This window comes from Streptococcus oricebi, from assembly GCF_017883985.1.
Classification (GTDB): domain Bacteria; phylum Bacillota; class Bacilli; order Lactobacillales; family Streptococcaceae; genus Streptococcus; species Streptococcus oricebi.
This window is the reverse complement of record NZ_PRDG01000003.1, coordinates 115,380-134,959: the sequence shown is the minus strand read 5'-3', so window position 1 is coordinate 134,959 and position 19,580 is coordinate 115,380. Positions and strand designations below refer to the sequence as shown.

General features: G+C 45.0%; 24 protein-coding genes. 22 read left to right on the top strand and 2 right to left on the bottom strand.

All coding sequences use genetic code 11. The annotated features are described in order from the left end of the window. The first annotated feature begins 864 nt into the window (after positions 1-864). The 8 genes from murC (at position 865) to C4K46_RS05640 (ending at position 8,298) form a co-directional block, all read left to right on the top strand. A complete protein-coding gene (gene murC, locus C4K46_RS05675; protein WP_209627924.1) occupies positions 865-2,196 on the top strand; it encodes a UDP-N-acetylmuramate--L-alanine ligase in 1,332 nt (443 codons plus the stop codon). Between the two features lie 13 nt (positions 2,197-2,209). After that, on the top strand, positions 2,210-2,716 hold the full coding sequence (locus tag C4K46_RS05670; protein WP_420853779.1) for a GNAT family N-acetyltransferase: 507 nt from the start codon (positions 2,210-2,212) through the stop codon (positions 2,714-2,716). A gap of 22 nt (positions 2,717-2,738) precedes the next feature. Beyond that, positions 2,739-3,242 carry a GNAT family N-acetyltransferase gene (locus C4K46_RS05665; protein WP_209627922.1) on the top strand — a complete coding sequence of 168 codons (504 nt, stop codon included), beginning with the start codon at positions 2,739-2,741 and terminating at the stop codon, positions 3,240-3,242. A gap of 101 nt (positions 3,243-3,343) precedes the next feature. Beyond that, complete coding sequence (gene mltG / locus C4K46_RS05660; RefSeq protein WP_209627921.1) at positions 3,344-5,047, top strand: endolytic transglycosylase MltG; 1,704 nt, start codon at positions 3,344-3,346, stop codon at positions 5,045-5,047. A gap of 76 nt (positions 5,048-5,123) precedes the next feature. Further along, positions 5,124-5,606, top strand: a complete 483-nt coding sequence (gene greA / locus C4K46_RS05655; RefSeq protein ID WP_209627920.1) for a transcription elongation factor GreA — start codon at positions 5,124-5,126, stop codon at positions 5,604-5,606. A gap of 150 nt (positions 5,607-5,756) precedes the next feature. Continuing rightward, the gene (locus C4K46_RS05650) at positions 5,757-6,377 is read left to right on the top strand and encodes a GTP pyrophosphokinase (RefSeq protein ID WP_209627919.1); all 621 of its coding nucleotides are present in this window, start codon (positions 5,757-5,759) and stop codon (positions 6,375-6,377) included. Between the two features lie 3 nt (positions 6,378-6,380). Further along, positions 6,381-7,070: a response regulator transcription factor gene (locus C4K46_RS05645; RefSeq protein WP_209627918.1), complete on the top strand. Its 690-nt coding sequence runs from the start codon at positions 6,381-6,383 to the stop codon at positions 7,068-7,070. Continuing rightward, on the top strand, positions 7,060-8,298 hold the full coding sequence (locus C4K46_RS05640) for a sensor histidine kinase (protein ID WP_209627917.1): 1,239 nt from the start codon (positions 7,060-7,062) through the stop codon (positions 8,296-8,298). Before C4K46_RS05645 ends, C4K46_RS05640 begins: the two co-directional genes overlap by 11 nt. 77 nt (positions 8,299-8,375) lie before the next feature. On the opposite strand, the gene yidC is transcribed toward C4K46_RS05640, so the two are convergent. Together yidC and C4K46_RS05630 are read right to left on the bottom strand one after the other, a co-directional pair. After that, positions 8,376-9,293, bottom strand: a complete 918-nt coding sequence (gene yidC / locus C4K46_RS05635) for a membrane protein insertase YidC (protein ID WP_209627916.1) — start codon at positions 9,291-9,293, stop codon at positions 8,376-8,378. 122 nt (positions 9,294-9,415) lie between these two features. Further along, positions 9,416-9,694, bottom strand: coding sequence for an acylphosphatase (locus C4K46_RS05630; protein ID WP_209627915.1), 279 nt, complete (start codon positions 9,692-9,694; stop codon positions 9,416-9,418). Positions 9,695-9,910: 216 nt separating this feature from the next. Here C4K46_RS05630 and C4K46_RS05625 point away from each other — a divergent pair, with 216 nt between their 5' ends. The 14 genes from C4K46_RS05625 to yidD all read left to right on the top strand — a co-directional run bounded on the left by C4K46_RS05625 (position 9,911) and on the right by yidD (position 19,563). Continuing rightward, positions 9,911-10,651: a TrmH family RNA methyltransferase gene (locus C4K46_RS05625; RefSeq protein ID WP_209627914.1), complete on the top strand. Its 741-nt coding sequence runs from the start codon at positions 9,911-9,913 to the stop codon at positions 10,649-10,651. A gap of 44 nt (positions 10,652-10,695) precedes the next feature. Continuing rightward, complete coding sequence (locus tag C4K46_RS05620) at positions 10,696-11,187, top strand: HDIG domain-containing metalloprotein (RefSeq protein ID WP_209627913.1); 492 nt, start codon at positions 10,696-10,698, stop codon at positions 11,185-11,187. A 133-nt stretch (positions 11,188-11,320) separates the two neighbouring features. After that, the gene (locus C4K46_RS05615) at positions 11,321-12,004 is read left to right on the top strand and encodes a Bax inhibitor-1/YccA family protein (protein WP_209627912.1); all 684 of its coding nucleotides are present in this window, start codon (positions 11,321-11,323) and stop codon (positions 12,002-12,004) included. Between the two features lie 162 nt (positions 12,005-12,166). Continuing rightward, positions 12,167-13,417: a diaminopimelate decarboxylase gene (locus tag C4K46_RS05610; RefSeq protein ID WP_209627911.1), complete on the top strand. Its 1,251-nt coding sequence runs from the start codon at positions 12,167-12,169 to the stop codon at positions 13,415-13,417. Positions 13,418-13,470: 53 nt separating this feature from the next. Further along, positions 13,471-13,716: a YneF family protein gene (locus tag C4K46_RS05605; RefSeq protein WP_209627910.1), complete on the top strand. Its 246-nt coding sequence runs from the start codon at positions 13,471-13,473 to the stop codon at positions 13,714-13,716. A gap of 145 nt (positions 13,717-13,861) precedes the next feature. Then, on the top strand, positions 13,862-14,656 hold the full coding sequence (gene racE, locus C4K46_RS05600; RefSeq protein WP_209627909.1) for a glutamate racemase: 795 nt from the start codon (positions 13,862-13,864) through the stop codon (positions 14,654-14,656). After that, positions 14,653-15,642 (top strand): nucleoside-triphosphate diphosphatase, encoded by a 990-nt coding sequence (locus tag C4K46_RS05595; RefSeq protein WP_209627908.1) that lies wholly within the window; start codon positions 14,653-14,655, stop codon positions 15,640-15,642. Before racE ends, C4K46_RS05595 begins: the two co-directional genes overlap by 4 nt. Beyond that, on the top strand, positions 15,621-16,142 hold the full coding sequence (locus C4K46_RS05590; protein WP_209627907.1) for a metallophosphoesterase: 522 nt from the start codon (positions 15,621-15,623) through the stop codon (positions 16,140-16,142). Before C4K46_RS05595 ends, C4K46_RS05590 begins: the two co-directional genes overlap by 22 nt. Next, positions 16,139-16,600, top strand: a complete 462-nt coding sequence (gene cbpB, locus C4K46_RS05585; RefSeq protein ID WP_209627906.1) for a cyclic-di-AMP-binding protein CbpB — start codon at positions 16,139-16,141, stop codon at positions 16,598-16,600. The genes C4K46_RS05590 and cbpB overlap by 4 nt, the downstream gene beginning before the upstream one ends. After that, positions 16,597-17,328, top strand: a complete 732-nt coding sequence (xerD, locus tag C4K46_RS05580; RefSeq protein WP_209627905.1) for a site-specific tyrosine recombinase XerD — start codon at positions 16,597-16,599, stop codon at positions 17,326-17,328. Before cbpB ends, xerD begins: the two co-directional genes overlap by 4 nt. Then, on the top strand, positions 17,328-18,038 hold the full coding sequence (locus tag C4K46_RS05575) for a segregation/condensation protein A (protein WP_209627904.1): 711 nt from the start codon (positions 17,328-17,330) through the stop codon (positions 18,036-18,038). Before xerD ends, C4K46_RS05575 begins: the two co-directional genes overlap by 1 nt. Further along, a complete protein-coding gene (gene scpB, locus C4K46_RS05570) occupies positions 18,031-18,612 on the top strand; it encodes an SMC-Scp complex subunit ScpB (RefSeq protein WP_209627903.1) in 582 nt (193 codons plus the stop codon). Before C4K46_RS05575 ends, scpB begins: the two co-directional genes overlap by 8 nt. Beyond that, positions 18,599-19,321: a pseudouridine synthase gene (locus C4K46_RS05565; protein WP_209627902.1), complete on the top strand. Its 723-nt coding sequence runs from the start codon at positions 18,599-18,601 to the stop codon at positions 19,319-19,321. Before scpB ends, C4K46_RS05565 begins: the two co-directional genes overlap by 14 nt. Continuing rightward, on the top strand, positions 19,321-19,563 hold the full coding sequence (gene yidD, locus C4K46_RS05560; RefSeq protein ID WP_420853778.1) for a membrane protein insertion efficiency factor YidD: 243 nt from the start codon (positions 19,321-19,323) through the stop codon (positions 19,561-19,563). Before C4K46_RS05565 ends, yidD begins: the two co-directional genes overlap by 1 nt. Positions 19,564-19,580: the final 17 nt, after the last annotated feature.

Below are 19,580 nucleotides of genomic sequence, written 5' to 3'. Positions count from 1 at the left end.
CATTTCGCAGCACAAGGCAGTTTGCGGGTGGGCTCATATCTTATTTAACTGAACACGGGCTAAAAGCTTTGAAAAAAAACGCAAATGGACTAGTAATGAACTCCAGACGCAGTAGACATCTGCTTGGAGGTAGCGCTTGAGCTTACCTCCAAGCTAGTTGTCCTTGTGGAGGTTTCAAACAGTCCAGTGGACTGTTTGAAGGCTAGCCTAGAAACTAAAAAGCTGCAAGTTCGGCCGCCTAATTTTCAGTCGCTTTTTGACGTGAGAATTTCAAAACGATAATTTTTGAAATTCGAGCTAATGCAGCGCATAGAAAATTCTCCTAGGAATTTTCGTTCAGTAGCGAGGAGGTTCACCTCCCGATACTGCTTGCGTCTGCTAACGCCCTCGTATCTTATGAAATTGAACACGCCCTAAAAACTTTGAAAAAAAGATAAATACTTCTAGGAGCTAAAGCTCCGTCGTCGTATTTCCTATTTTTTCTTCGTTTTCTTAACGGGCTCGTATCTTATTTAACTGAACTCGCCCTAAAAACTTTGAAAAAAAGATAAATACTCCTAGGAGCTGGGGCTCCGTCGTCGTATTTCCTATTTTTTCTTCGTTTTCTTAACGGGCTCGTATCTTATTTAACTGAACTCGCCCTAAAAACTTTGAAAAAAAGATAAATACTCCTAGGAGCTGGGGCTCCGTCGTCGTATTTCCTATTTTTTCTTCGTTTTCTTAACGGGCTCGTATCTTATTTAATTGAACACGGGCTAAAAGCTCGGAAAATAGATAAATCTTCCTAGAAGCAGGGAGCTTCTTCGTCAGATTTCCTAATTTTCAGTCGCTTTTTATACGCCCTTTGTATCTTATGGAGGAATCATGACCAAAACTTATCATTTTATCGGGATTAAAGGCTCTGGGATGAGTGCTTTAGCTTTAATGTTGCACCAAATGGGCCACAAGGTTCAGGGGAGTGATGTGGACAAATATTACTTCACGCAACGTGGTCTGGAACAGGCGGGTATTTCAATCTTCTCTTTTGATCCTAAAAATATTGAGGCAGATTATGAAATTATTGCCGGCAATGCCTTTCGTCCAGATAATAATGAAGAAATCGCCTATGCAGAAAAAGAGGGAATCCCCTATCGTCGTTACCATGAATTTCTAGGTAGCTTTATGCGGGACTTTGTCAGTCTAGGTGTGGCTGGTGCTCATGGGAAAACCTCTACGACCGGGATTTTGGCCCATGTTCTTTCTAATATTACCGATACGAGCTATCTGATTGGAGATGGAACAGGTCGGGGTTCAGCTGGGGCCAAGTATTTTGTCTTTGAATCTGACGAGTACGAACGTCACTTTATGCCCTACCACCCAGAGTATTCTATTATTACTAATATTGACTTTGACCACCCAGACTATTTCACTAGCCTAGAGGATGTCTTTAATGCCTTTAATGACTATGCCAAGCAGATTGGTAAGGGCCTTTTTATCTATGGAGAAGACGAGCAATTACGTCGCCTGACTGCTGAGGCTCCGATTTACTATTATGGTTTTTCTGAAGGCAATGACTTTGTGGCTCATGATCTCCTGCGTTCGACAACTGGCTCTAGCTTTAAGGTTTCTTTCCGAGGAGAAGAGCTAGGAGAGTTTCAAATTCCTAGCTTTGGTCGCCACAATATCATGAATGCTACGGCAGTGATTGGTCTCCTTTATACTGCTGGTTTTGATTTGAACTTGGTAGCCCAGCACCTAAAAACCTTTGCTGGAGTTAAGAGACGTTTTACAGAGAAAATTATTGATGGGACAGTGATTATTGATGACTTTGCTCACCATCCAACAGAAATTATCGCCACTCTGGATGCCGCTCGTCAAAAATATCCAAGCAAGGAAATTGTAGCCATTTTCCAACCCCATACCTTTACTCGGACCATCGCCCTTTTAGATGAATTTGCAGAAGCCCTCAATCAAGCGGATGCAGTCTACCTGGCGCAAATCTATGGTTCAGCGCGTGAAGTGGATAATGGCGATGTCAAGGTGGAAGACCTGGCAGCCAAGATTGTCAAGAAGGCTGATGTGATTACTGTGGACAATGTTTCCCCCCTCCTAGACCATGAAAATGCAGTCTATGTCTTTATGGGAGCTGGAGATATTCAAACCTATGAATACTCTTTTGAGCGCCTCTTGTCTAATCTGACTAGCAATGTTCAATAACATGGAAAATCAAATCAAGATTCGTTTTGCTAGCCCTAGGGACCTGGAAGAAATCATCCTCATCGAGCAAGAAAATTTCTCGGTTGAGGAGGCGGCTAGCCCGCAAGCAATGAAGGAGCGGCTGGAGAAGATTGCCGATACCTTTTTAGTGGCTGAGTTCTCCGACCAGATAGTAGGCTATATTGTAGGTCCCGTTATTGAAGCGCGGCATTTGACTGATGACCTATTTGAAGAGGTGGTTGAAAATCCTGAAACAGCTGGTTTTATAGCTGTTCAAAGCTTGTCTGTAAGAGCAGACTATAAGGGCCAGGGGCTTGGCACGCTACTTTTGGCAGCCCTCAAAGAATTGGCTGTCAAAAATGAGCGCCAGGGCATTAGTCTGACCTGTCATGATTATCTCATTTCCTACTATGAAATGAATGGTTTTGTCAATGAAGGCCTGTCTCAGTCGCTTCATGGCGGTGCGACCTGGTATGACTTGGTTTGGGACAACCCCTATCTTTCTGAAGAAGAAAAGTGATTAAGAGTGAGTAGAATTTACGATGAAGATTAGACCAGCAAGCAGGGCTGATTTAGAAGCCATCTATGCGATTGAGCTTGATAATTTTAGCCCAGAAGAAGCCATGGCCAAGGAAGTGCTAGGAACTCATATTGATACCATCAAAACTAGCTTTTTAGTGGCTGAAAAGGATGGGAAAATCTTGGGCTATCTAGAAGGACCAGTGACAGCCAGCCGCCATTTAGAAGACCGCTCTTTTACCAGCCGATTGCAAGATGATCCCCATCTGGTGGGAGGTTACATTTCTATTACCAGTCTCTCTATTGCTCGTGAGGCGCAAGGAATGAAGCTGGGCCAGAAATTACTGGCAGCCATGAAAGAGCTGGCTACTGAGGACCAAAGGCAGGGAATCAATTTAACTTGTCATGATTATCTCATTGGCTACTATGAAAAGCAGGGCTTTGTCAATGAAGGTTTATCCCAATCAACTTATGCCAACCAAGTTTGGTATGACCTGGTTTGGGACAATCCAGATTACCATTCGTAATCAAAATTTAATATAATATCCCTAAAGAAAGCCTAATTTTATTGCATTTATCAAAGTTTTAAGATATAATGTTAGGGATTATGAAGAAGGAGGTCAAATTTTTGACTGAAAATTCACAAGAAAACGAAAAAAATCTTAGCTTCAAGGAGCAGATTTTAAGAGATTTGGCTCAAGCGAAAAAAGAGGCCGAGGATCAAGAATCCGTCCTTGAAGATGAAGGAATCAAGGTAGCTAGTGACCTTAAGGGCTTGGCTAGTCAAACTTTAGATTCTTCAAGTAAACCAGCAGAAGAGGCAGCTTCAAAAGAAGAGCCTGCTTATGTCGAGTTTCGCTCAGAAGATATCGTTTCAGAAGATTCTGCTCAGCCAGAAACTCCATCCTCTCTTTCCCAAGAAGTTTCTGCTAGCCAGCAGGCTACTTCAACTGATGACGATTGGACTCAGCCTCTGGCTAAGGAAACCGTCCCTCTGGCAGATGACCTGAAAGAGGATAAGGAATTTAATAGCCAGTTAACCCGGGTGCCTGTCTCTTACAAGACGGAAAAGATTTCCCCGATTGAGGAGCCCGAGGAGGAAAAGTTGGCCTACCGTCAAGAAAGACCAGAAAAACCGAGCAAGGAAGCAGATAAGTTTTCTAGGGCTAAAAGGGTCGCTCAAGACCAGCAAAAGAAACGCCAAAACAATGTGGCTAAAAAGATTGTTTGGACTGTTCTTAGCTTACTCTTACTAGGCCTAGCTGTGACGGGACTCTTTTACTATAACTATGTGACCGATGCCCTTAAGGCGGTCGATAGCAAGGCAACAGAATATGTGACTGTAGAAGTCCCTCAAGGTTCTAGTGCCAAGGAAATTGGTAGAATCCTTGAAAAAGAGGGCCTGATTAAGAGCAGTCAAGTCTTTAACTTCTACAGCAAATTCAAGAACTATTCCAACTTCCAATCAGGTTACTATAACCTGCAAAAGAGTATGGACCTAGATACGATTGCTAAAACTCTCCAAAAGGGTGGAACAGAGACACCTCAAGCTCCAAGTCTAGGCAAGCTGACTATTCCAGAAGGTTATACCTTGGAGCAGATTGCAAAGACTGTCGGCGAGACCAAGAGCAAGAAGGTCAGCATTAGTGCTGATGACTTCCTAGCCAAGGTCCAGGATGAGAACTTCATCAGCCAGCTAGTAGCCAAGTACCCAAGACTGCTAAGCGGCCTCCCAAGCAAGGAAAGTGGCGTCAAGTATCGCTTAGAAGGTTACCTCTTCCCAGCGACCTATAACTACACGCCGGAAACGACAGTTGAGTCCTTGATTGATGAGATGGTTGCAGCCATGGATAATAGTATGGCTAAATATTATGATGACCTCTCAGCTAAAAATCTGACTGTAAATGATGTCTTGACCATGGCTTCCTTGGTCGAAAAAGAAGGCTCAACCGATCAAGACCGCAAAGATATTGCAGGAGTCTTTTATAACCGCCTCAACCAAGGCATGCCCCTCCAAAGTAACATCGCTATCCTCTATGCCCAAGGCAAGCTCGGTCAAAAAACGACCCTGGCTGAAGATGCAGCGATCGATACGGAGATTGACTCTGCTTATAATGTCTACAAAAATACTGGCCTGATGCCTGGTCCGGTAGATAGTCCAAGTCTATCTGCTATTGAGGCCGTGGTCAATCCGAATAAGACCGACTATCTCTACTTCCTAGCAGATACGGAAACAGGGACAGTCTACTATTCAAATACCTATGAAGAACATGCTAAAAATGTTGAAGAACATATCAATAGCAAGCTAAATCAAGCAGGTGGTTCTAACTAAAATTATGTGGTTCATCCACATAATTTTCTTGTTTTTAAAAAATAATTGATAATTTAGAGAAGAAAGAAGAAGGAAAATGGCAGAAAAAACATATCCGATGACAATTGAAGAAAAGGAAAAATTGGAAAGGGAATTGGAGGAGTTGAAATTAGTCCGTCGGCCAGAAGTGGTGGAGCGGATTAAGATTGCTCGTTCTTACGGGGACCTGTCTGAAAACAGTGAGTATGAGGCAGCCAAGGATGAACAAGCCTTTGTTGAGGGGCAAATTTCCAGCCTAGAGACCAAGATTCGCTATGCTGAAATTGTCGATAGTGACGCTGTGGCCAAGGACGAAGTAGCTATTGGTAAGACTGTTACTATTCAAGAGGTCGGAGAAAGTGATACAGAGGTTTATATCATTGTAGGCTCAGCTGGAGCAGATGCTTTCGCTGGCAAGGTTTCTAACGAAAGCCCAATCGGTCAAGCCTTGATTGGTAAGAAAACCGGAGACCTAGCAACCATTGAAACACCAGTTGGTAGCTATGAAGTTAAGATTTTAAAGGTTGAAAAAACAGCCTAATGAAAAAAGAAAGTTTGCTAGTCAGACTTTCTTTTTTGTTTTGTTTAAGTTCAAGATTATAAGGTAGGAAGTGTAAAAATCAGGTCTGAAAGCGGCTGATTTTTGGAAATATGATATAATGAGAACAGGAATAAAACGAGGAGTGCGAGCATGAAAGAGCAAGGAATTTACGGGGCTTACGCGCCCTATCTACCCTTGATTTTAGAGGACATTAGCCAAAGAATCCAGCAGGCCAACCAGGCCCACAAACAAGAAACGGGCCATAAATTATTTGAGCATTTCAATGCCCGAGTTAAGACCGAAGCTAGCATGCTGGAGAAGTGTCAGCGAAAAAATCTAGCACCCCATCCAGAGTCTGCCCTAAAGACTGTTCGTGATGCGATCGGGCTTCGGATTGTCTGTGGCTTTATCGATGATATCTATCAAACCATTGAAATCATTCGTCAGCTAGAGGGCTGCCGGATTGTTGCGGAGAAAGATTATATCCTAGCAGCCAAGCCCAATGGTTATCGCTCCTACCACTTGATAGCGGAGCTAGAAACTCCCTACGAGGACTGTTGGGGCCAAAAGCCTGGTCACTATTTTGTAGAAATCCAATTACGGACTATTGCTATGGACTCCTGGGCTAGCCTGGAACATCAGATGAAGTATAAGCAAGAGATTAAGGATAGTAAGAGAATTGTGCGGGAGCTGAAGCGGTGTGCAGATGAATTGGCTTCTTGTGATTTGACCATGCAGACCATTCGCAATCTCATTCAAGAAAGTGAGTAGACTATGAAAGTATTATTGGCAGAAGATGAAGAACAACTATCAAAAGTTTTAAGAGCCGCCATGGAGCATGAGGGCTATGAAGTGGATGCGGTCTTTGATGGCCAGGCTGCGGTGGATTTGGCCCAAAAATCAGCCTATGATTTGATGATTTTAGATATTATGATGCCCGTAAAGACTGGGATTGAAGCCTTGAAGGAAATTCGTCAGTCGGGGGATAGGACCCACATCATCATGCTGACAGCTATGTCGGAGGTTGATGATCGGGTGACAGGCTTGGATGCGGGGGCAGATGACTACTTGACCAAGCCCTTCTCCCTCAAGGAGCTCCTGGCTCGTCTCAGGTCCATGGCCCGCCGTCTGGACACCTTTACTCCCAATCTCTTACAGCTAGGTCAAACCAGTCTCAATGTCGGCGAGCATGAGCTAGCTAGTTCTAACTCTATTCGCCTAGCGGGAAAAGAGTCCAAAATGATGGAATTTTTGATGTTAAATAACGGCAAGGAATTGACAACCTGGGAGCTTTTTCGTCATGTCTGGTCGGATGAGGAGGATGTAGATGAGGGCTTTGTCTGGATTTACATTTCCTATCTGCGGCAGAAACTCAAGGCCATTCAGGCAGATATTGAGATTTTAGGTGAGGAAAATGGTAGCTTTCAGCTAGTCCAAAAGACGGGTGATTGGCATGCTTCATAAATTACGGATTCGTTTTATCCTGATTGCCTCGGCAGCCATTATCTGCGTCCTAGTCGTCATTATCGGGGTTCTCAACTCGGCCCGTTTTATCCAAACGGACGGTGAAATCAAGGCCGTCCTCAATATTCTTTCTGACAATAATGGTGATTTTCCCAGCGTCAAAGAGACGGCTGAAGTTTTGGGGAATGACCGGATATCTATTGATACTATTAACCAGTATCGCTATTTTAGCGTTCAGCTTAACCAAGATGAGACCATTCAGGAGGTCAAGCTGGACCATATTTCCAATATTTCGGAAGAATTAGCTATCAAGTATGCCCGCGAGGCCCTCCTATACCCACGAAAGCAAGGCAGTTTCAATATTGGCAGCCAGCTCTATACCTTTCAAGTCACCCGCCTAGCCAAGTCCAAGGCCTACTTGGTTGTAATCTTGGATGCGACCAACTATATCGATGAACGAAATGACTTTCTGGTCTTATCTATCCAGCTATCGGTTTACAGTTTGATTTTCTTTATCATGGTGGTTTCGATTGTTTCCAACCAAGCCATTCGGCCCTATATCAACAACTATGAAAAGCAGAAGCGCTTCATTACCAATGCGGGGCATGAACTCAAAACGCCTTTGGCCATTATTTCGGCCAATACCGAATTGCAGGAGCTGATGACGGGAGAGAATGAATGGACCCAGAGTACCAAGGAGCAGGTCAAACGGCTGAGCGATTTGATTAACCATCTGATTAGCCAGGCCCGCCTGGAAGAACAGGCTGATCTTAGCCTAGTTGACCTAGACTTTTCGGCCCTAGTAAGAAAAGTGGCTAGCAACTTTAAGTCGGTCACAGAAAAGGCCGGCCAAGGCTACCAGCTATCGATTGAGGAGGGGATTAGGGTCAAGGCCTCAGAAAATGAACTCTATGAGCTAGTCAGTATTCTCCTGGACAATGCCTGCAAGTATTGCGATCCAAATGGCCAAGTGCGGGTTAGCTTAAGTAAGAAAAAGTGGAGTAAGCAGGCCAGCTTAACCATTTCTAACAGCTATGCCGATGGGAAAAACATTGACTACAATCGCTTTTTTGATCGCTTTTATCGCAAGGAAGAGTCCCATAATAATCAAAAACAAAGCGGCTATGGCATTGGCCTCTCCATGGCCCAAGGCCTAGTCCAGCTCTTTAAGGGGAAAATCTCAGTCAGCTACAAGCAGGGCATGATTCATTTTACAGTCCTCTTGTAAAAATGCTTGCCAGATTGCTCTTCTAGTGACACTAACAAAGTAAAACAACCTAGGATTTTTCCTAGGTTGTTTTCTTCTTAACGAGACTTCTGCTTACCAGCGTTTCGTTTTTTCTTATTTTGCTTGCCTTGCTTGAGGGCTCCAGCATTTTTAGGAGTGACATCCTTGGTGGCTTTAGGCTTGTACTTGTCCCACTGTGGTGGGTTAGCCTCAAACTCAGCAGCCACTCGGGCTTTCATCTTAGGGCGAACCCAGTAGTTGATGACTAGCTGTTGGAGGATTTGGAAGAGACCGCCGACTACCCAGTAAAGGGTCACTCCGGCTTGGGCACCAAGGGTGAACATGACCATCATGATTGGTGTCATATACATCATATTCTTCATCTGGTCCTGCTGTTCCTGGTCCATACCATACATGGACATTTTACTTTGGATAAAGTAGAGTAGGGCTACGATAGCAGTCAAGACGAGACTTGGTTTTCCAAGATCAATTCCCAAAAAGACACTAGCTTTAATCCCTGGAGTATTGGCAGCAGCCACATAGATAGCAGAGAAGAAGGGCATCTGAATCAGGATTGGCAGACAGCCGATTCCTCCCATGATACTGACACCATGGGCTCTTTGAGCATTGAGCAATTCCTGCTGGGCCAGTATTTTTTCTTCCTGGGTTTCAGCATTTTTCATCCGCTCATTGATTGGAGTAAAGATGGGGCTGAGGAAATTCCGCTTTTCAGAGTGGTAGGTGGCATTTTTAGACTGGTAAATTCCCAGAGGGAAGATGATGAGGCGAACAATGATAACTACGATAATCAAGCCGACCCCATAGCCTAGGCCCTGGTTGTTGGCAAAGTATTCAATAGCCATCGACATGGGCTTGCCTAGAAAATCCCAGACAACCCCAGTTGGCTGTCCATTTTTCATCTGGACACAGCCAGAGAGCAATAAAAGACAGGATAAGAGGATGCCTGAAGCATAGATACGATTTAATTTATTCACAATAGATTCCTTTCCTGGTGGTCTGACAATCACTTGCTTTCAGACCACCTCGGTCTTTATGTCTTTTAACATACCTTTCTATTCTACTGTTTTTTTCCTAATTATACAATAGTTCTTGGGACCTAATTTGAAATTTTAAAGTCAGAATAGGAGTTGAAATTGCTGAGGGTGACGTCTAAATAGGTCACCTTAGAAAAGGGGGTAGGGCCTTTTCTGATTTCCTGGATGAACTTAGCCATTGAGGCAGAGTCCTGGGCTTCTGCTAAAATTTCGACAGTTCCGTCATCCTTGTTCCAGACCCGGCCAGTGATTCCGCCGATTTCCTGGGCTAGGGAAAAGACTCCCCAGCGAAAACCGACCCCTTGGACCCGACCTTGGGCAATCATTTTTACCTTTTGCATGGCTCCTCCTTTAGAGAATTCTTTAAACCTATTATAACATGAGTAAAAAAATCTTTCCTCTCCCAGAAGAACTTTTAGGAGAAAAGTAGAGAAGTTTTTAGAAATTAAGAAAGGAAACTAATCTATCAGGACAGAGTTAGTTAAGGAGGACTTTTTCTGAACATTTTTCAAGGACTTTTTCGTGCTTGCTGTTAGCAACTGTGGTATAATAAAGGCATGAATAGTATCAGTTCAAAGGCCAATCCCCTTATCAAAAGAGTCAAGAAACTTCATCAGAAAAAATATCGGAAAAGTTCTTATTTGATCGAAGGCTGGCACTTGTTTGAAGAGGCGGTGGCGGCAGGAGCAGAGATTCTTCACATCTTTGCCCTTAAGGAGTATGAGGAGCGCTTGCAGGCCTTTCCCCAGCTCATTCTTGTCAGTCCAGAAATTCTAGCCGATTTGGCTAAGAGCAAGACCCCCCAGGGAGTGGTGGCCGAGCTGGCCTTGCCAGAGGCGGCCTTACCTCAGCAAGTCCAGGGTAGGTATCTTTTTTTGGAGGACGTGCAAGATCCAGGTAATGTTGGGACCATGATTCGTACAGCCGATGCGGCTGGGTGGACAGCCGTTTTTCTCTCTGAAAATTCAGCTGACCCCTACAATCTCAAAACCCTTCGTTCCATGCAGGGCAGTCACTTCCACCTGCCGATTTATCAGGTAAAGACCCTTGAACTCCTCCAGTTGGCTAGGGAGCAGCAACTGGAGGTTCTGGCTAGTACCCTGGCCGCAGATTCTATTCCTTACCAAAAAATAAAAGAAAAAGAAAGTTTTATCCTCGTTATGGGCAATGAGGGCCAAGGGATTAGCCAGCTAGTAGCTAAGGAGGCTAATCAGCTAGTACACATACCGATGAAGGGCCAGGCAGAGAGCCTCAATGTAGCAGTGGCTGCTGGCATCCTCATCTTTGCTTTAAGCTAGCTTTTGGGAAATTGCTTATAATGAAAGCATAAGGAGGTAATGCGATGCCTTATCAAAAAGATCAAGAGTTTATGGCCTATGTCGGCCACCTATTAGAAGAGCCTAGTCTCAAACGTTTGGAAAAAATTCCCCATCATATTCACTCCAACCGCCTGGAGCATTCCATCAATGTCAGCTATACTAGCTACAAGATTGCCAAAAAGTTTGGTTGGAATGCGCGGAGTACAGCAAGAGGAGCCCTCTTGCATGATTTGTTTTACTATGACTGGCGGGAAACCAAGTTTAAAAAGAGCCATGCCTGGGTCCATCCTAGACTGGCTGTGCGCAATGCCCGTAAGCTGACAGAGCTTAGTAAGCTGGAAGAAGATATTATCATCAAGCACATGTGGGGCGCCACTCTAGCACCGCCTCGCTATAAGGAATCCTATATCGTCACCATGGTTGATAAATACTGGGCGGTTAAGGAGGCAACAGCCCCCTGGCGCAAGAAGTGGGTTAAACGGAGACAATTCCACCGAAAAATGTTAAAATCATAGTATCGTTTTTATTGCTCGAAGAAAAGAGGGTAGGGGGACTTCCAGTTACTTAGCTTCTGGAGTCCATTAGCTAACCTAATCCTCATTTTCTAAGAGAATGGCAAAATCTTTATCATAAAGGAGAAGAGAACTTATGAACAATACGACTATTCATGAAACTAGTGGTATCAATGCCTTCTATGCCAAGATTTATTCCTTGGTTGGAGTGGGAGTTGGTATTTCAGCCTTGGTTGCTGGCTTGATGTTGAGTGTCTTTCAACAAACTATCGTTCAAATCTTGATGTATGCTAACTGGATTTACTATACAGCCATTGTGGTGGAGTTGATTCTAGTCTTTTTCGCTTCAAGTATGGCCAGCAAGAATAGCCCCCTAGCCCTACCAGTCTTTCTGGCTTACTCGGCTCTCAATGGCTTTACCCTAAGTATTATCCTGGCCCTCTACACCCAATCTCACGTAACAGCGGCCTTTGTGACTGCATCAGCCATGTTCTTTGCCCTAGCCTTTATCGGCAAGGTGACCAAGAAAGACCTGTCTGGTATCGGCCGGGCTTGTCTGGCTGGTTTAATCGGCTTGATTATTGCTGGCGTGGTCAATATTTTCTTGCGTAGCTCCACTATGGATTTCATTGTTAGCATTATCGGCGTAGTGATTTTCTCAGGCTTGATTGCTTGGGACAATCAAAAGATTCGTCTGGTTTATGAGCAAACAGGTGGTCAGGCTAGCAATGGTTGGGCTGTTTCTATGGCTCTGAGTCTCTACCTAGACTTTATCAACCTTTTCCTAAGTCTTTTGCGTCTCTTTGGTCGAAACGACTAAAAAAGGCTCTTTAAATTTTATAATGACTCTCCGAGACCCCGGCTAAGGCTGGGGTCTTTTGTTTCTAGCGTTCAAGCCAAGCTTCCTGAGCCAAGATGGAATATGACAGCCTTTCTAAAATTGTGCTATAATGGAACAAGCAAAAAGAAAGAGATAGAAAACATGAAAAGACCATTTATTAGTCCTGACAAGTTAGCTCAAATCACCGAGCAGTTCCCAACGCCCTTTCATCTTTACGATGAAAAAGGTATTAGAGAAAAGGCACGGGCTGTCAATCAAGCCTTTGCTTGGAATAAGGGCTTTAAGGAATATTTTGCAGTCAAGGCGACACCAAATCCGACGATTTTGAAGATTTTACAAGAGGAAGGCTGCGGTGTGGACTGTGCTAGCTATGTTGAGCTTTTGATGAGCCATAAGCTGGGCTTTGCAGGCTCTGATATCATGTTTTCGTCCAATAATACTCCGGCTGAAGAGTTTCAATATGCTAGAGAATTAGGAGCGATTATTAACCTAGATGCCTATGAGGACATCGCCTTTTTACAGGAAGTAGCGGGTATTCCGGAGACCATTTCCTGTCGCTACAATCCTGGTGGGACTTTTGAGCTGGGGACAGAAATCATGGACCACCCAGAGGACGCTAAGTTCGGGATGACCAAGGCGCAGTTGATTCAGGCCTTTAAAGATTTAAAGGATCTGGGGGTTAAAAAGTTTGGGATTCATGCCCTCTTGGCTTCCAATACCGTCAGCAATGCCTACTATCCCGAACTGGCGCGTCAGTTGTTTGAGCTGGCAGTAGAGGTTGTCCAGGAGACCGGGGTTGACTTGGACTTTATCAATCTTTCGGGTGGAATTGGGGTCAATTATCGACCGGAGGAAGAACCCAATGACATCGCCCTCATCGGTGAGGGAGTGCGGCAGGTTTATGAAGAGGTTTTAGAGCCAGCAGGTCTGGGCCAGATCAAGATTTTTGCTGAGCTGGGTCGCTTTATGCTGGCCCCTCATGGTCTCTTGGTAACCAAGGTTACTCACCGCAAGGAGACCTATCGGACTTATGTCGGGGTTGATGCCTCTGCGGTCAATCTCCTGCGGCCAGCTATGTACGGTTCCTACCATCATATCAGCAATATGACTAATCCAAACGGTGAGATTGAAGTAGCGGATGTGGTCGGCAGTCTCTGTGAAAATAATGATAAATTTGCGATTCAAAGAGAATTACCAAAAAATCATATTGGTGATACATTGGTCATTCATGATGCGGGAGCTCATGGTTTTTCAATGGGCTACCAGTATAATGCCAAGCTCCGTTCCAGCGAGATTTTGCTGAAAGAAAATGGGGAGGCCCAGATGATTCGTAGGGCAGAGAGGCCAGAAGATTATTTCGCCACTCTCTATGGCTTTAATTTTGAAAAATAACATAAATTTGATATAATAAAGTGAATGTAAAATAAGAGGAGAAAAAGTTAGATATGAATCTATGGTTAGCTATTTTTTTGATTTTGGCAGCCTTTCTTGGCGGAATGGTTGCAGGGATGTTCTTGGCCCGTCGCCAGATGGAGGACTACCTGGAGAAGAACCCGCCACTGAATGAGGATGTTGTTCGGACCATGATGAGTTCTATGGGCCAAAAGCCAAGTGAGGCCAAGGTCCAGCAGGTTGTTCGTCAAATCAATAAACAGCAAAAAAATGCGAAGAAGAAGGCGAAGAAAAAATAATTTGGAAATGAGAGGCTGGGCCGTAAGTGTCTCAGCCTTATTTTTTGAGTGGGAAAAGCTAGGGAGGACCTGTTTTTAAGGAGTTGCTTCTTTTTGAAAAGGAAATCCGGCTAGCAAGGGGAGTTCAAGTTAGAAAGAGCAGCAGATGGATAATCGACCAATTGGTTTTTTAGACTCGGGAGTGGGAGGCCTGACGGTAGTCAGAGAGCTAATGCGTCAACTCCCCTATGAAGAAATCATTTATATCGGCGACTCTGCTCGGGCGCCTTACGGCCCGAGACCAGCCCAGCAAATCAGAACCTATACCTGGCAGCTGGTTGATTTTTTGTTAACCAAGAATGTCAAGATGATTGTTATCGCCTGCAATACAGCAACCGCTGTTGTCTGGGAGGAAATCAAGGAAAAGTTAGATATTCCTGTCTTGGGAGTGATTTTACCGGGAGCCAGTGCGGCGATTAAGTCGACTGAGGCTGGTCGGATTGGTGTGATTGGGACACCGATGACGGTCAAATCGGATATTTACCGCCATAAAATTCAGGCCCTCTCGCCAGAAATGGACGTGACTAGTCTGGCCTGCCCCAAGTTTGCCCCCTTGGTTGAGTCCAATCAGCTAAATTCTAGCTTGACCAAGAAGGTGGTTTATGAAACCTTGCAGTCCTTGACTGGGCAGGTAGATACTCTGATTTTGGGTTGTACCCATTATCCCTTGCTTAAACCGATTATTCAAAATGTAATGGGGCCCCAGGTCAAATTGATTGATAGCGGGGCGGAGTGTGTCCGGGATATTTCCGTTTTATTGAATTATTTTGAAATCAACCGCAGTCGGGACAAGCAAGAATTGAGGCATCGTTTCTATACGACTGCCAGTGCCAAAAGTTTTGCCGACATTGCCAAGGTTTGGCTCAATCGGCAGGTAGATGTGGAGCATGTGACATTATGACAAGTAAAATCTATGAATACAGGGATGAAAATGACTGGTATATAGGCGAATGGTCGTCTTTTGGGGCAGGCTTTTATTTTAATGATGTCCCTGAAGAATCTGCAAATCAGCTTGAAAGACAGCTGCGAGAGCTAGTAGAGGACGGCCAGGAAAGTTTTGACCTGGTCCTTATCAAATATAGCTCGGCCATGACTCTGGTGCAGTTTGTTCTCAATATCATCAATGAGAATCTGGGGACAGACTACAAGGCAGTCGCTCATCAGGGAACAATCTTGATTGAGGATCAAGACCAGCTGAAAAAGGTGATTTTCCTGGATAAGCAGGGAGTCAAATTAACCGACTTTTTTGCCCAAGAATCCTTAGAAAAGTCAGTAGTGGGAGACAGTATCCTGATTGCGACCCATAATCAGGGAAAGGCCAAGGAATTTCGGGCCATCTTTGAAAAATTTGGCCTAAAGGTAGAGAGTCTGCATGACTATCCCGACCTGCCCCAGGTGGAAGAAACGGGGACGACCTTTGAGGAAAATGCCCGCCTAAAGGCGGAAACCATTGCCCAATTAACAGGCAAGATGGTCCTGGCTGATGATTCGGGTCTTCAAGTGGATATTTTAGGAGGGCTTCCGGGAGTCTGGTCGGCCCGCTTTGCAGGGCTTGATGCGACCGACCAGGAAAACAATATCAAGCTCCTACATGAGCTGGCTATGGTTTTTGATGTCAAGGACCGTAAGGCCCACTTTCATACAACCCTAGTGGTGGCTAGTCCAGGCAGGGAAAGTTTGGTGGTTGAGGCCGACTGGCCAGGTTATATCGCGCATGAGCCCAAGGGAGAAAACGGCTTTGGCTATGACCCTCTCTTTTTAGTAGGGGAGACAGGAAAAACGTCAGCCGAGCTGACTTTAGATGAGAAGAATAGTCAGTCGCATCGGGCTCAAGCAGTGCAGAAATTAGTGGAGGTATTTCCAGCATGGCAAAACAAACTATTATAGTCATGAGTGATTCTCATGGCGACCGTGCAATTGTTGAAGAAGTTAAGAATTATTATTTAGGGAAAGTAGATGCGATTTTTCATAATGGAGACTCGGAATTACCGAGTGATGACTCAGTTTGGTCTGGTATTCAGGTTGTCGCTGGCAATATGGACTTTTATGATGGCTATCCAGAGCGCTTGGTGACCAATCTAGCTGGGACCAAGATTGTCCAGGCTCATGGTCATCTCTTTCATATCAATTTTTCCTTCCAGAAGTTGGACCTCTGGGCCCAGGAAGAAGGGGCAGATATCTGCCTCTACGGTCATCTACACATTCCAGATGCCTGGATGAGCGGGGATACCCTCTTTGTCAATCCAGGATCAATTAGCCAACCTAGGGGGACCATCAATGAGCGCCTCTATGCCAAGGTTGAGATAGATGACCAGTCCTTTAAGGTGGACTTTTATACCCGCAAGCACCAAGTCTATCCAGGTCTATCAAAGGAGTTTGCTAGATGATTGCTAAAGAATTTGAAGATTATCTCCTAGAGCAGGAAGAAACTTTTTTGACTCCCGCAGCTGATTTGGCAGTGTTGATTGATAGTCATAATGTGGACCATGCCATCCTCTTGCTGAGTCAGATGACCTATTCGAGGGTCCCGGTAGTAACAGCAGACAAGAAGTTTGTCGGGACGATTTCTCTGACGGATATTTTGTCCTATCAGATGCAGCATGATTTGCCAGACCAAGAATTTATGTCCATGGATATTGTCTATATGACTAAAAAGGATGTTCCCAAGTTAGAAGTCAATTACAGCTTGACCAAGGTCCTCCACCAACTGGTGGACACCTCTTTTTTACCGGTTGTCGATGAAGGCAATACCTTTATGGGGATTATTACCAGAAAGTCCATTTTGAAAGTTATCAATTCCCTCTTACATGATTTTACCAACCAATACGAAATGAAAGCCAAATGAAAGAAGTTATTCAGCAATTTTTAGATCAAAAAGAATTAGCAGGAAATTCTCGTCAGGCCTACCAGTATGACCTGGAGCAATTTCTCTTACAGGTTGAAGAAATTGATGAGCAAAGGCTCCGCCTCTACCGGACCTGGCTGGACTCGCTCAAGGTCTCCGTTCAGAGGCGGAAATTATCAGCTGTCAATCAATTTTTGGCCTATCTCTATCAGGAAGGTCTCTTAGCTGACTTTCATCGTCTAAAGTCACCCAAGTCCAATATTGCGACAAAAGAGCAGCAGGAACTCTTGGATTTGGAAGATTTTTGGGATGAGAGTCCAAATCAAGCCGGTCGCTTGATTGCCCTCTTGATTGTGGAAACGGGCCTTTTACCCAGTGAAATTTTAAAGATTAGGACCGCAGATATTAGTCTGGATTTCCAGATTTTATCGGTGGAGAAGGCCGGACAAAAAAGGGTCCTCTCTCTTTCTAAGGAGCTTTTGACAGAGCTTGAGCCCCTTTTAGAGGAGACGACCTATATCTTTGAAAGAAAGGGCAGCCCCTACTCCCGCCAGTGGTGTTTTCGTCAACTTTCTGTCTTTCTGGCCGAAAAGGGTCAACCTCAATTATCGGCCCAGTCCTTGAGAGAGCAGTATATCTTGCGGCAACGCCAAAAGGGGGTTGACTTGACCCAGCTGGCGCGTGATTTGGGCCTAAAGACCAGCATCACCTTGGAAAAGTATAAATAATGGATATTAAGATTAAGGATTTTGAAGGTCCCTTGGACCTGCTCTTGCATCTGGTTTCTAAGTACCAGATGGATATTTATGATGTGCCGATTACCGAGGTTATCGAGCAATATCTGGCCTATGTGGCGACCTTGCAGGCCATGCGTCTGGAAGTGGCCGGTGAATATATGGTGATGGCAAGCCAGCTCATGCTGATTAAGAGCCGCAAGCTCCTACCCAAGGTGGCTGATGAGCTCGATCAAGTCGAGGACCTAGAGCAGGATTTGCTCTCGCAAATCGAGGAATATCGAAAGTTCAAGGTCTTGGGCGAGAAAATGGCAGACCAGCATCAAGTGAGGGCCCTGTCCTATTCCAAGCCCAAGTTGGAATTGGTCTATGAGGAGGCTGAGCTAGTTCACGACAAGTCAACGATTGACCTCTTTCTGGCCTTTGCCAAGGTCATGGCCAAAAAGCAGGAAGAATTTAGTCAGACTCATACGACCATTGTCAAGGATGAGTACAAAATCGAGGACATGATGGAGTTAGTCAAAGAGCGTTGTCGAGGTCAGAAACGCCTGGCCCTGCAAGCGATTTTTGCAGAGACTAGGGATATGAATGAAGTGATTACCCTCTTTCTGGCAACCTTGGAACTGGTCAAGGTCCAGGAAGTCCAGGTCATTCAGGAAGAAAATTTTGGGGAGATTTACCTAATAGGAAGAAAGTATGAGTAAATTATCAGAGATTGAAGCCCTGCTTTTTGTGGCAGGAGAAGATGGTTTAAGTCTCGGCCAGCTAGCCGAGCTCTTGTCCATGCCAGTAACCGGGGTTAGTCAGAGCTTAGAAAAACTAGCCGACAAGTATCAAGAGGACAAGGATTCTAGCCTGGCCCTACTGGAGACAGCCCGGACCTATAAGCTGGTCACCAAGCAGGACTTTGCCGAGCTCCTAAGGGCCTATTCCAAGGCTCCTATCAACCAGAGTCTGTCTCGGGCCTCGCTGGAAACCCTGTCTATTATCGCCTATAAACAGCCGATTACTAGGGTAGAAATTGACGATATTCGCGGGGTAAACTCCAGTGGCGCCCTGGCTAAATTGCAGGCCTTTGAACTGGTTTGTGAGGCGGGGAAAAAAGAGGTTTTGGGTCGGCCCAACCTCTATGTGACCACCGATTATTTCCTGGATTATATGGGAATCAATCATTTAGAGGAGTTGCCAGCGGTGGAAGAAAGTGAACTGGTGGCCGAAGAAAGCCAACTCTTTAAGGAAAGAAGGATTGAGGAAGAAGAGCAAGATGAGAATAAATAAATATATCGCCCATGCAGGAGTAGCCAGTCGGCGTAAGGCTGAAGAGTTGATTCGTCAGGGCTTGGTAACCATCAATGGACAGGTCGTCCGAGAGCTGGCAACCAGTGTCAAGTCAGGAGACTTGGTTGAGATAGAGGGTCAGCCCATCTACAATGAAGAAAAGGTCTACTACCTCCTCAATAAACCGCGGGGGGTCATCTCCAGTGTATCCGATGATAAGGGCCGCAAGACCGTTGTCGATTTACTGCCCCAGGTTAAGGAGCGGATTTATCCTGTTGGTCGCTTAGACTGGGATACGTCAGGAGTCTTGATTTTGACCAATGACGGGGATTTTACTGATGAGATGATTCACCCCCGCAATGAAATAGACAAGGTCTATGTAGCCCGCCTAAAGGGCCTAGCCAATAAGGAAAATCTCCGTCCCTTAACGCGGGGAATCGAGATTGATGGCAAGAAAACCAAGCCAGCTGTCTATGAAATTTTAAAACTGGACCCTAGCAAAAACCGCTCGGTCGTCCAGCTAACCATTCATGAGGGGCGAAATCATCAGGTTAAAAAGATGTTTGAGGCTGTCGGACTTTCGGTTGATAAACTATCGCGGACCCGCTTTGGCAACCTAGACTTGACTGGTCTCAGACCTGGTCAATATCGTCGGCTCAATAAAAAGGAAATCAGCCAGCTCCATACCCTGGCTGTCACCAAAAAATGATTAAAAAAATATTGATTGCCCCGGTTCGCCTCTATCAAAGATTGATTTCTCCCCTTTTTCCTCCCTCTTGCCGCTTTCAACCGAGCTGTTCCAACTATATGATTGAGGCCATTCAAAAGCACGGAGCTAAGGGGGTCTTAATGGGGCTGGCTCGAATTTTACGTTGCCACCCCTGGTCAAAGACAGGACCTGATCCGGTGCCGGATCATTTTAGCCTTAAAAGAAATTCAAAAAAATCTTAAATTTTCAAGACTTTAGG

What these genes read in the sequence shown, in the direction of transcription:
- murC (WP_209627924.1), top strand. Translation starts at nt 865, where the DNA reads ATGACCAAAACTTATCATTTTATCGGGATTAAAGGCTCTGGGATGAGT.
- C4K46_RS05665 (WP_209627922.1), top strand. Translation starts at nt 2,739, where the DNA reads ATGAAGATTAGACCAGCAAGCAGGGCTGATTTAGAAGCCATCTATGCG.
- greA (WP_209627920.1), top strand. Translation starts at nt 5,124, where the DNA reads ATGGCAGAAAAAACATATCCGATGACAATTGAAGAAAAGGAAAAATTG.
- C4K46_RS05650 (WP_209627919.1), top strand. Translation starts at nt 5,757, where the DNA reads ATGAAAGAGCAAGGAATTTACGGGGCTTACGCGCCCTATCTACCCTTG.
- C4K46_RS05645 (WP_209627918.1), top strand. Translation starts at nt 6,381, where the DNA reads ATGAAAGTATTATTGGCAGAAGATGAAGAACAACTATCAAAAGTTTTA.
- C4K46_RS05640 (WP_209627917.1), top strand. Translation starts at nt 7,060, where the DNA reads ATGCTTCATAAATTACGGATTCGTTTTATCCTGATTGCCTCGGCAGCC.
- C4K46_RS05630 (WP_209627915.1), bottom strand. Translation starts at nt 9,694, where the DNA reads ATGCAAAAGGTAAAAATGATTGCCCAAGGTCGGGTCCAAGGGGTCGGT.
- C4K46_RS05625 (WP_209627914.1), top strand. Translation starts at nt 9,911, where the DNA reads ATGAATAGTATCAGTTCAAAGGCCAATCCCCTTATCAAAAGAGTCAAG.
- C4K46_RS05620 (WP_209627913.1), top strand. Translation starts at nt 10,696, where the DNA reads ATGCCTTATCAAAAAGATCAAGAGTTTATGGCCTATGTCGGCCACCTA.
- C4K46_RS05615 (WP_209627912.1), top strand. Translation starts at nt 11,321, where the DNA reads ATGAACAATACGACTATTCATGAAACTAGTGGTATCAATGCCTTCTAT.
- C4K46_RS05610 (WP_209627911.1), top strand. Translation starts at nt 12,167, where the DNA reads ATGAAAAGACCATTTATTAGTCCTGACAAGTTAGCTCAAATCACCGAG.
- C4K46_RS05605 (WP_209627910.1), top strand. Translation starts at nt 13,471, where the DNA reads ATGAATCTATGGTTAGCTATTTTTTTGATTTTGGCAGCCTTTCTTGGC.
- racE (WP_209627909.1), top strand. Translation starts at nt 13,862, where the DNA reads ATGGATAATCGACCAATTGGTTTTTTAGACTCGGGAGTGGGAGGCCTG.
- C4K46_RS05595 (WP_209627908.1), top strand. Translation starts at nt 14,653, where the DNA reads ATGACAAGTAAAATCTATGAATACAGGGATGAAAATGACTGGTATATA.
- C4K46_RS05590 (WP_209627907.1), top strand. Translation starts at nt 15,621, where the DNA reads ATGGCAAAACAAACTATTATAGTCATGAGTGATTCTCATGGCGACCGT.
- cbpB (WP_209627906.1), top strand. Translation starts at nt 16,139, where the DNA reads ATGATTGCTAAAGAATTTGAAGATTATCTCCTAGAGCAGGAAGAAACT.
- xerD (WP_209627905.1), top strand. Translation starts at nt 16,597, where the DNA reads ATGAAAGAAGTTATTCAGCAATTTTTAGATCAAAAAGAATTAGCAGGA.
- C4K46_RS05575 (WP_209627904.1), top strand. Translation starts at nt 17,328, where the DNA reads ATGGATATTAAGATTAAGGATTTTGAAGGTCCCTTGGACCTGCTCTTG.
- scpB (WP_209627903.1), top strand. Translation starts at nt 18,031, where the DNA reads ATGAGTAAATTATCAGAGATTGAAGCCCTGCTTTTTGTGGCAGGAGAA.
- C4K46_RS05565 (WP_209627902.1), top strand. Translation starts at nt 18,599, where the DNA reads ATGAGAATAAATAAATATATCGCCCATGCAGGAGTAGCCAGTCGGCGT.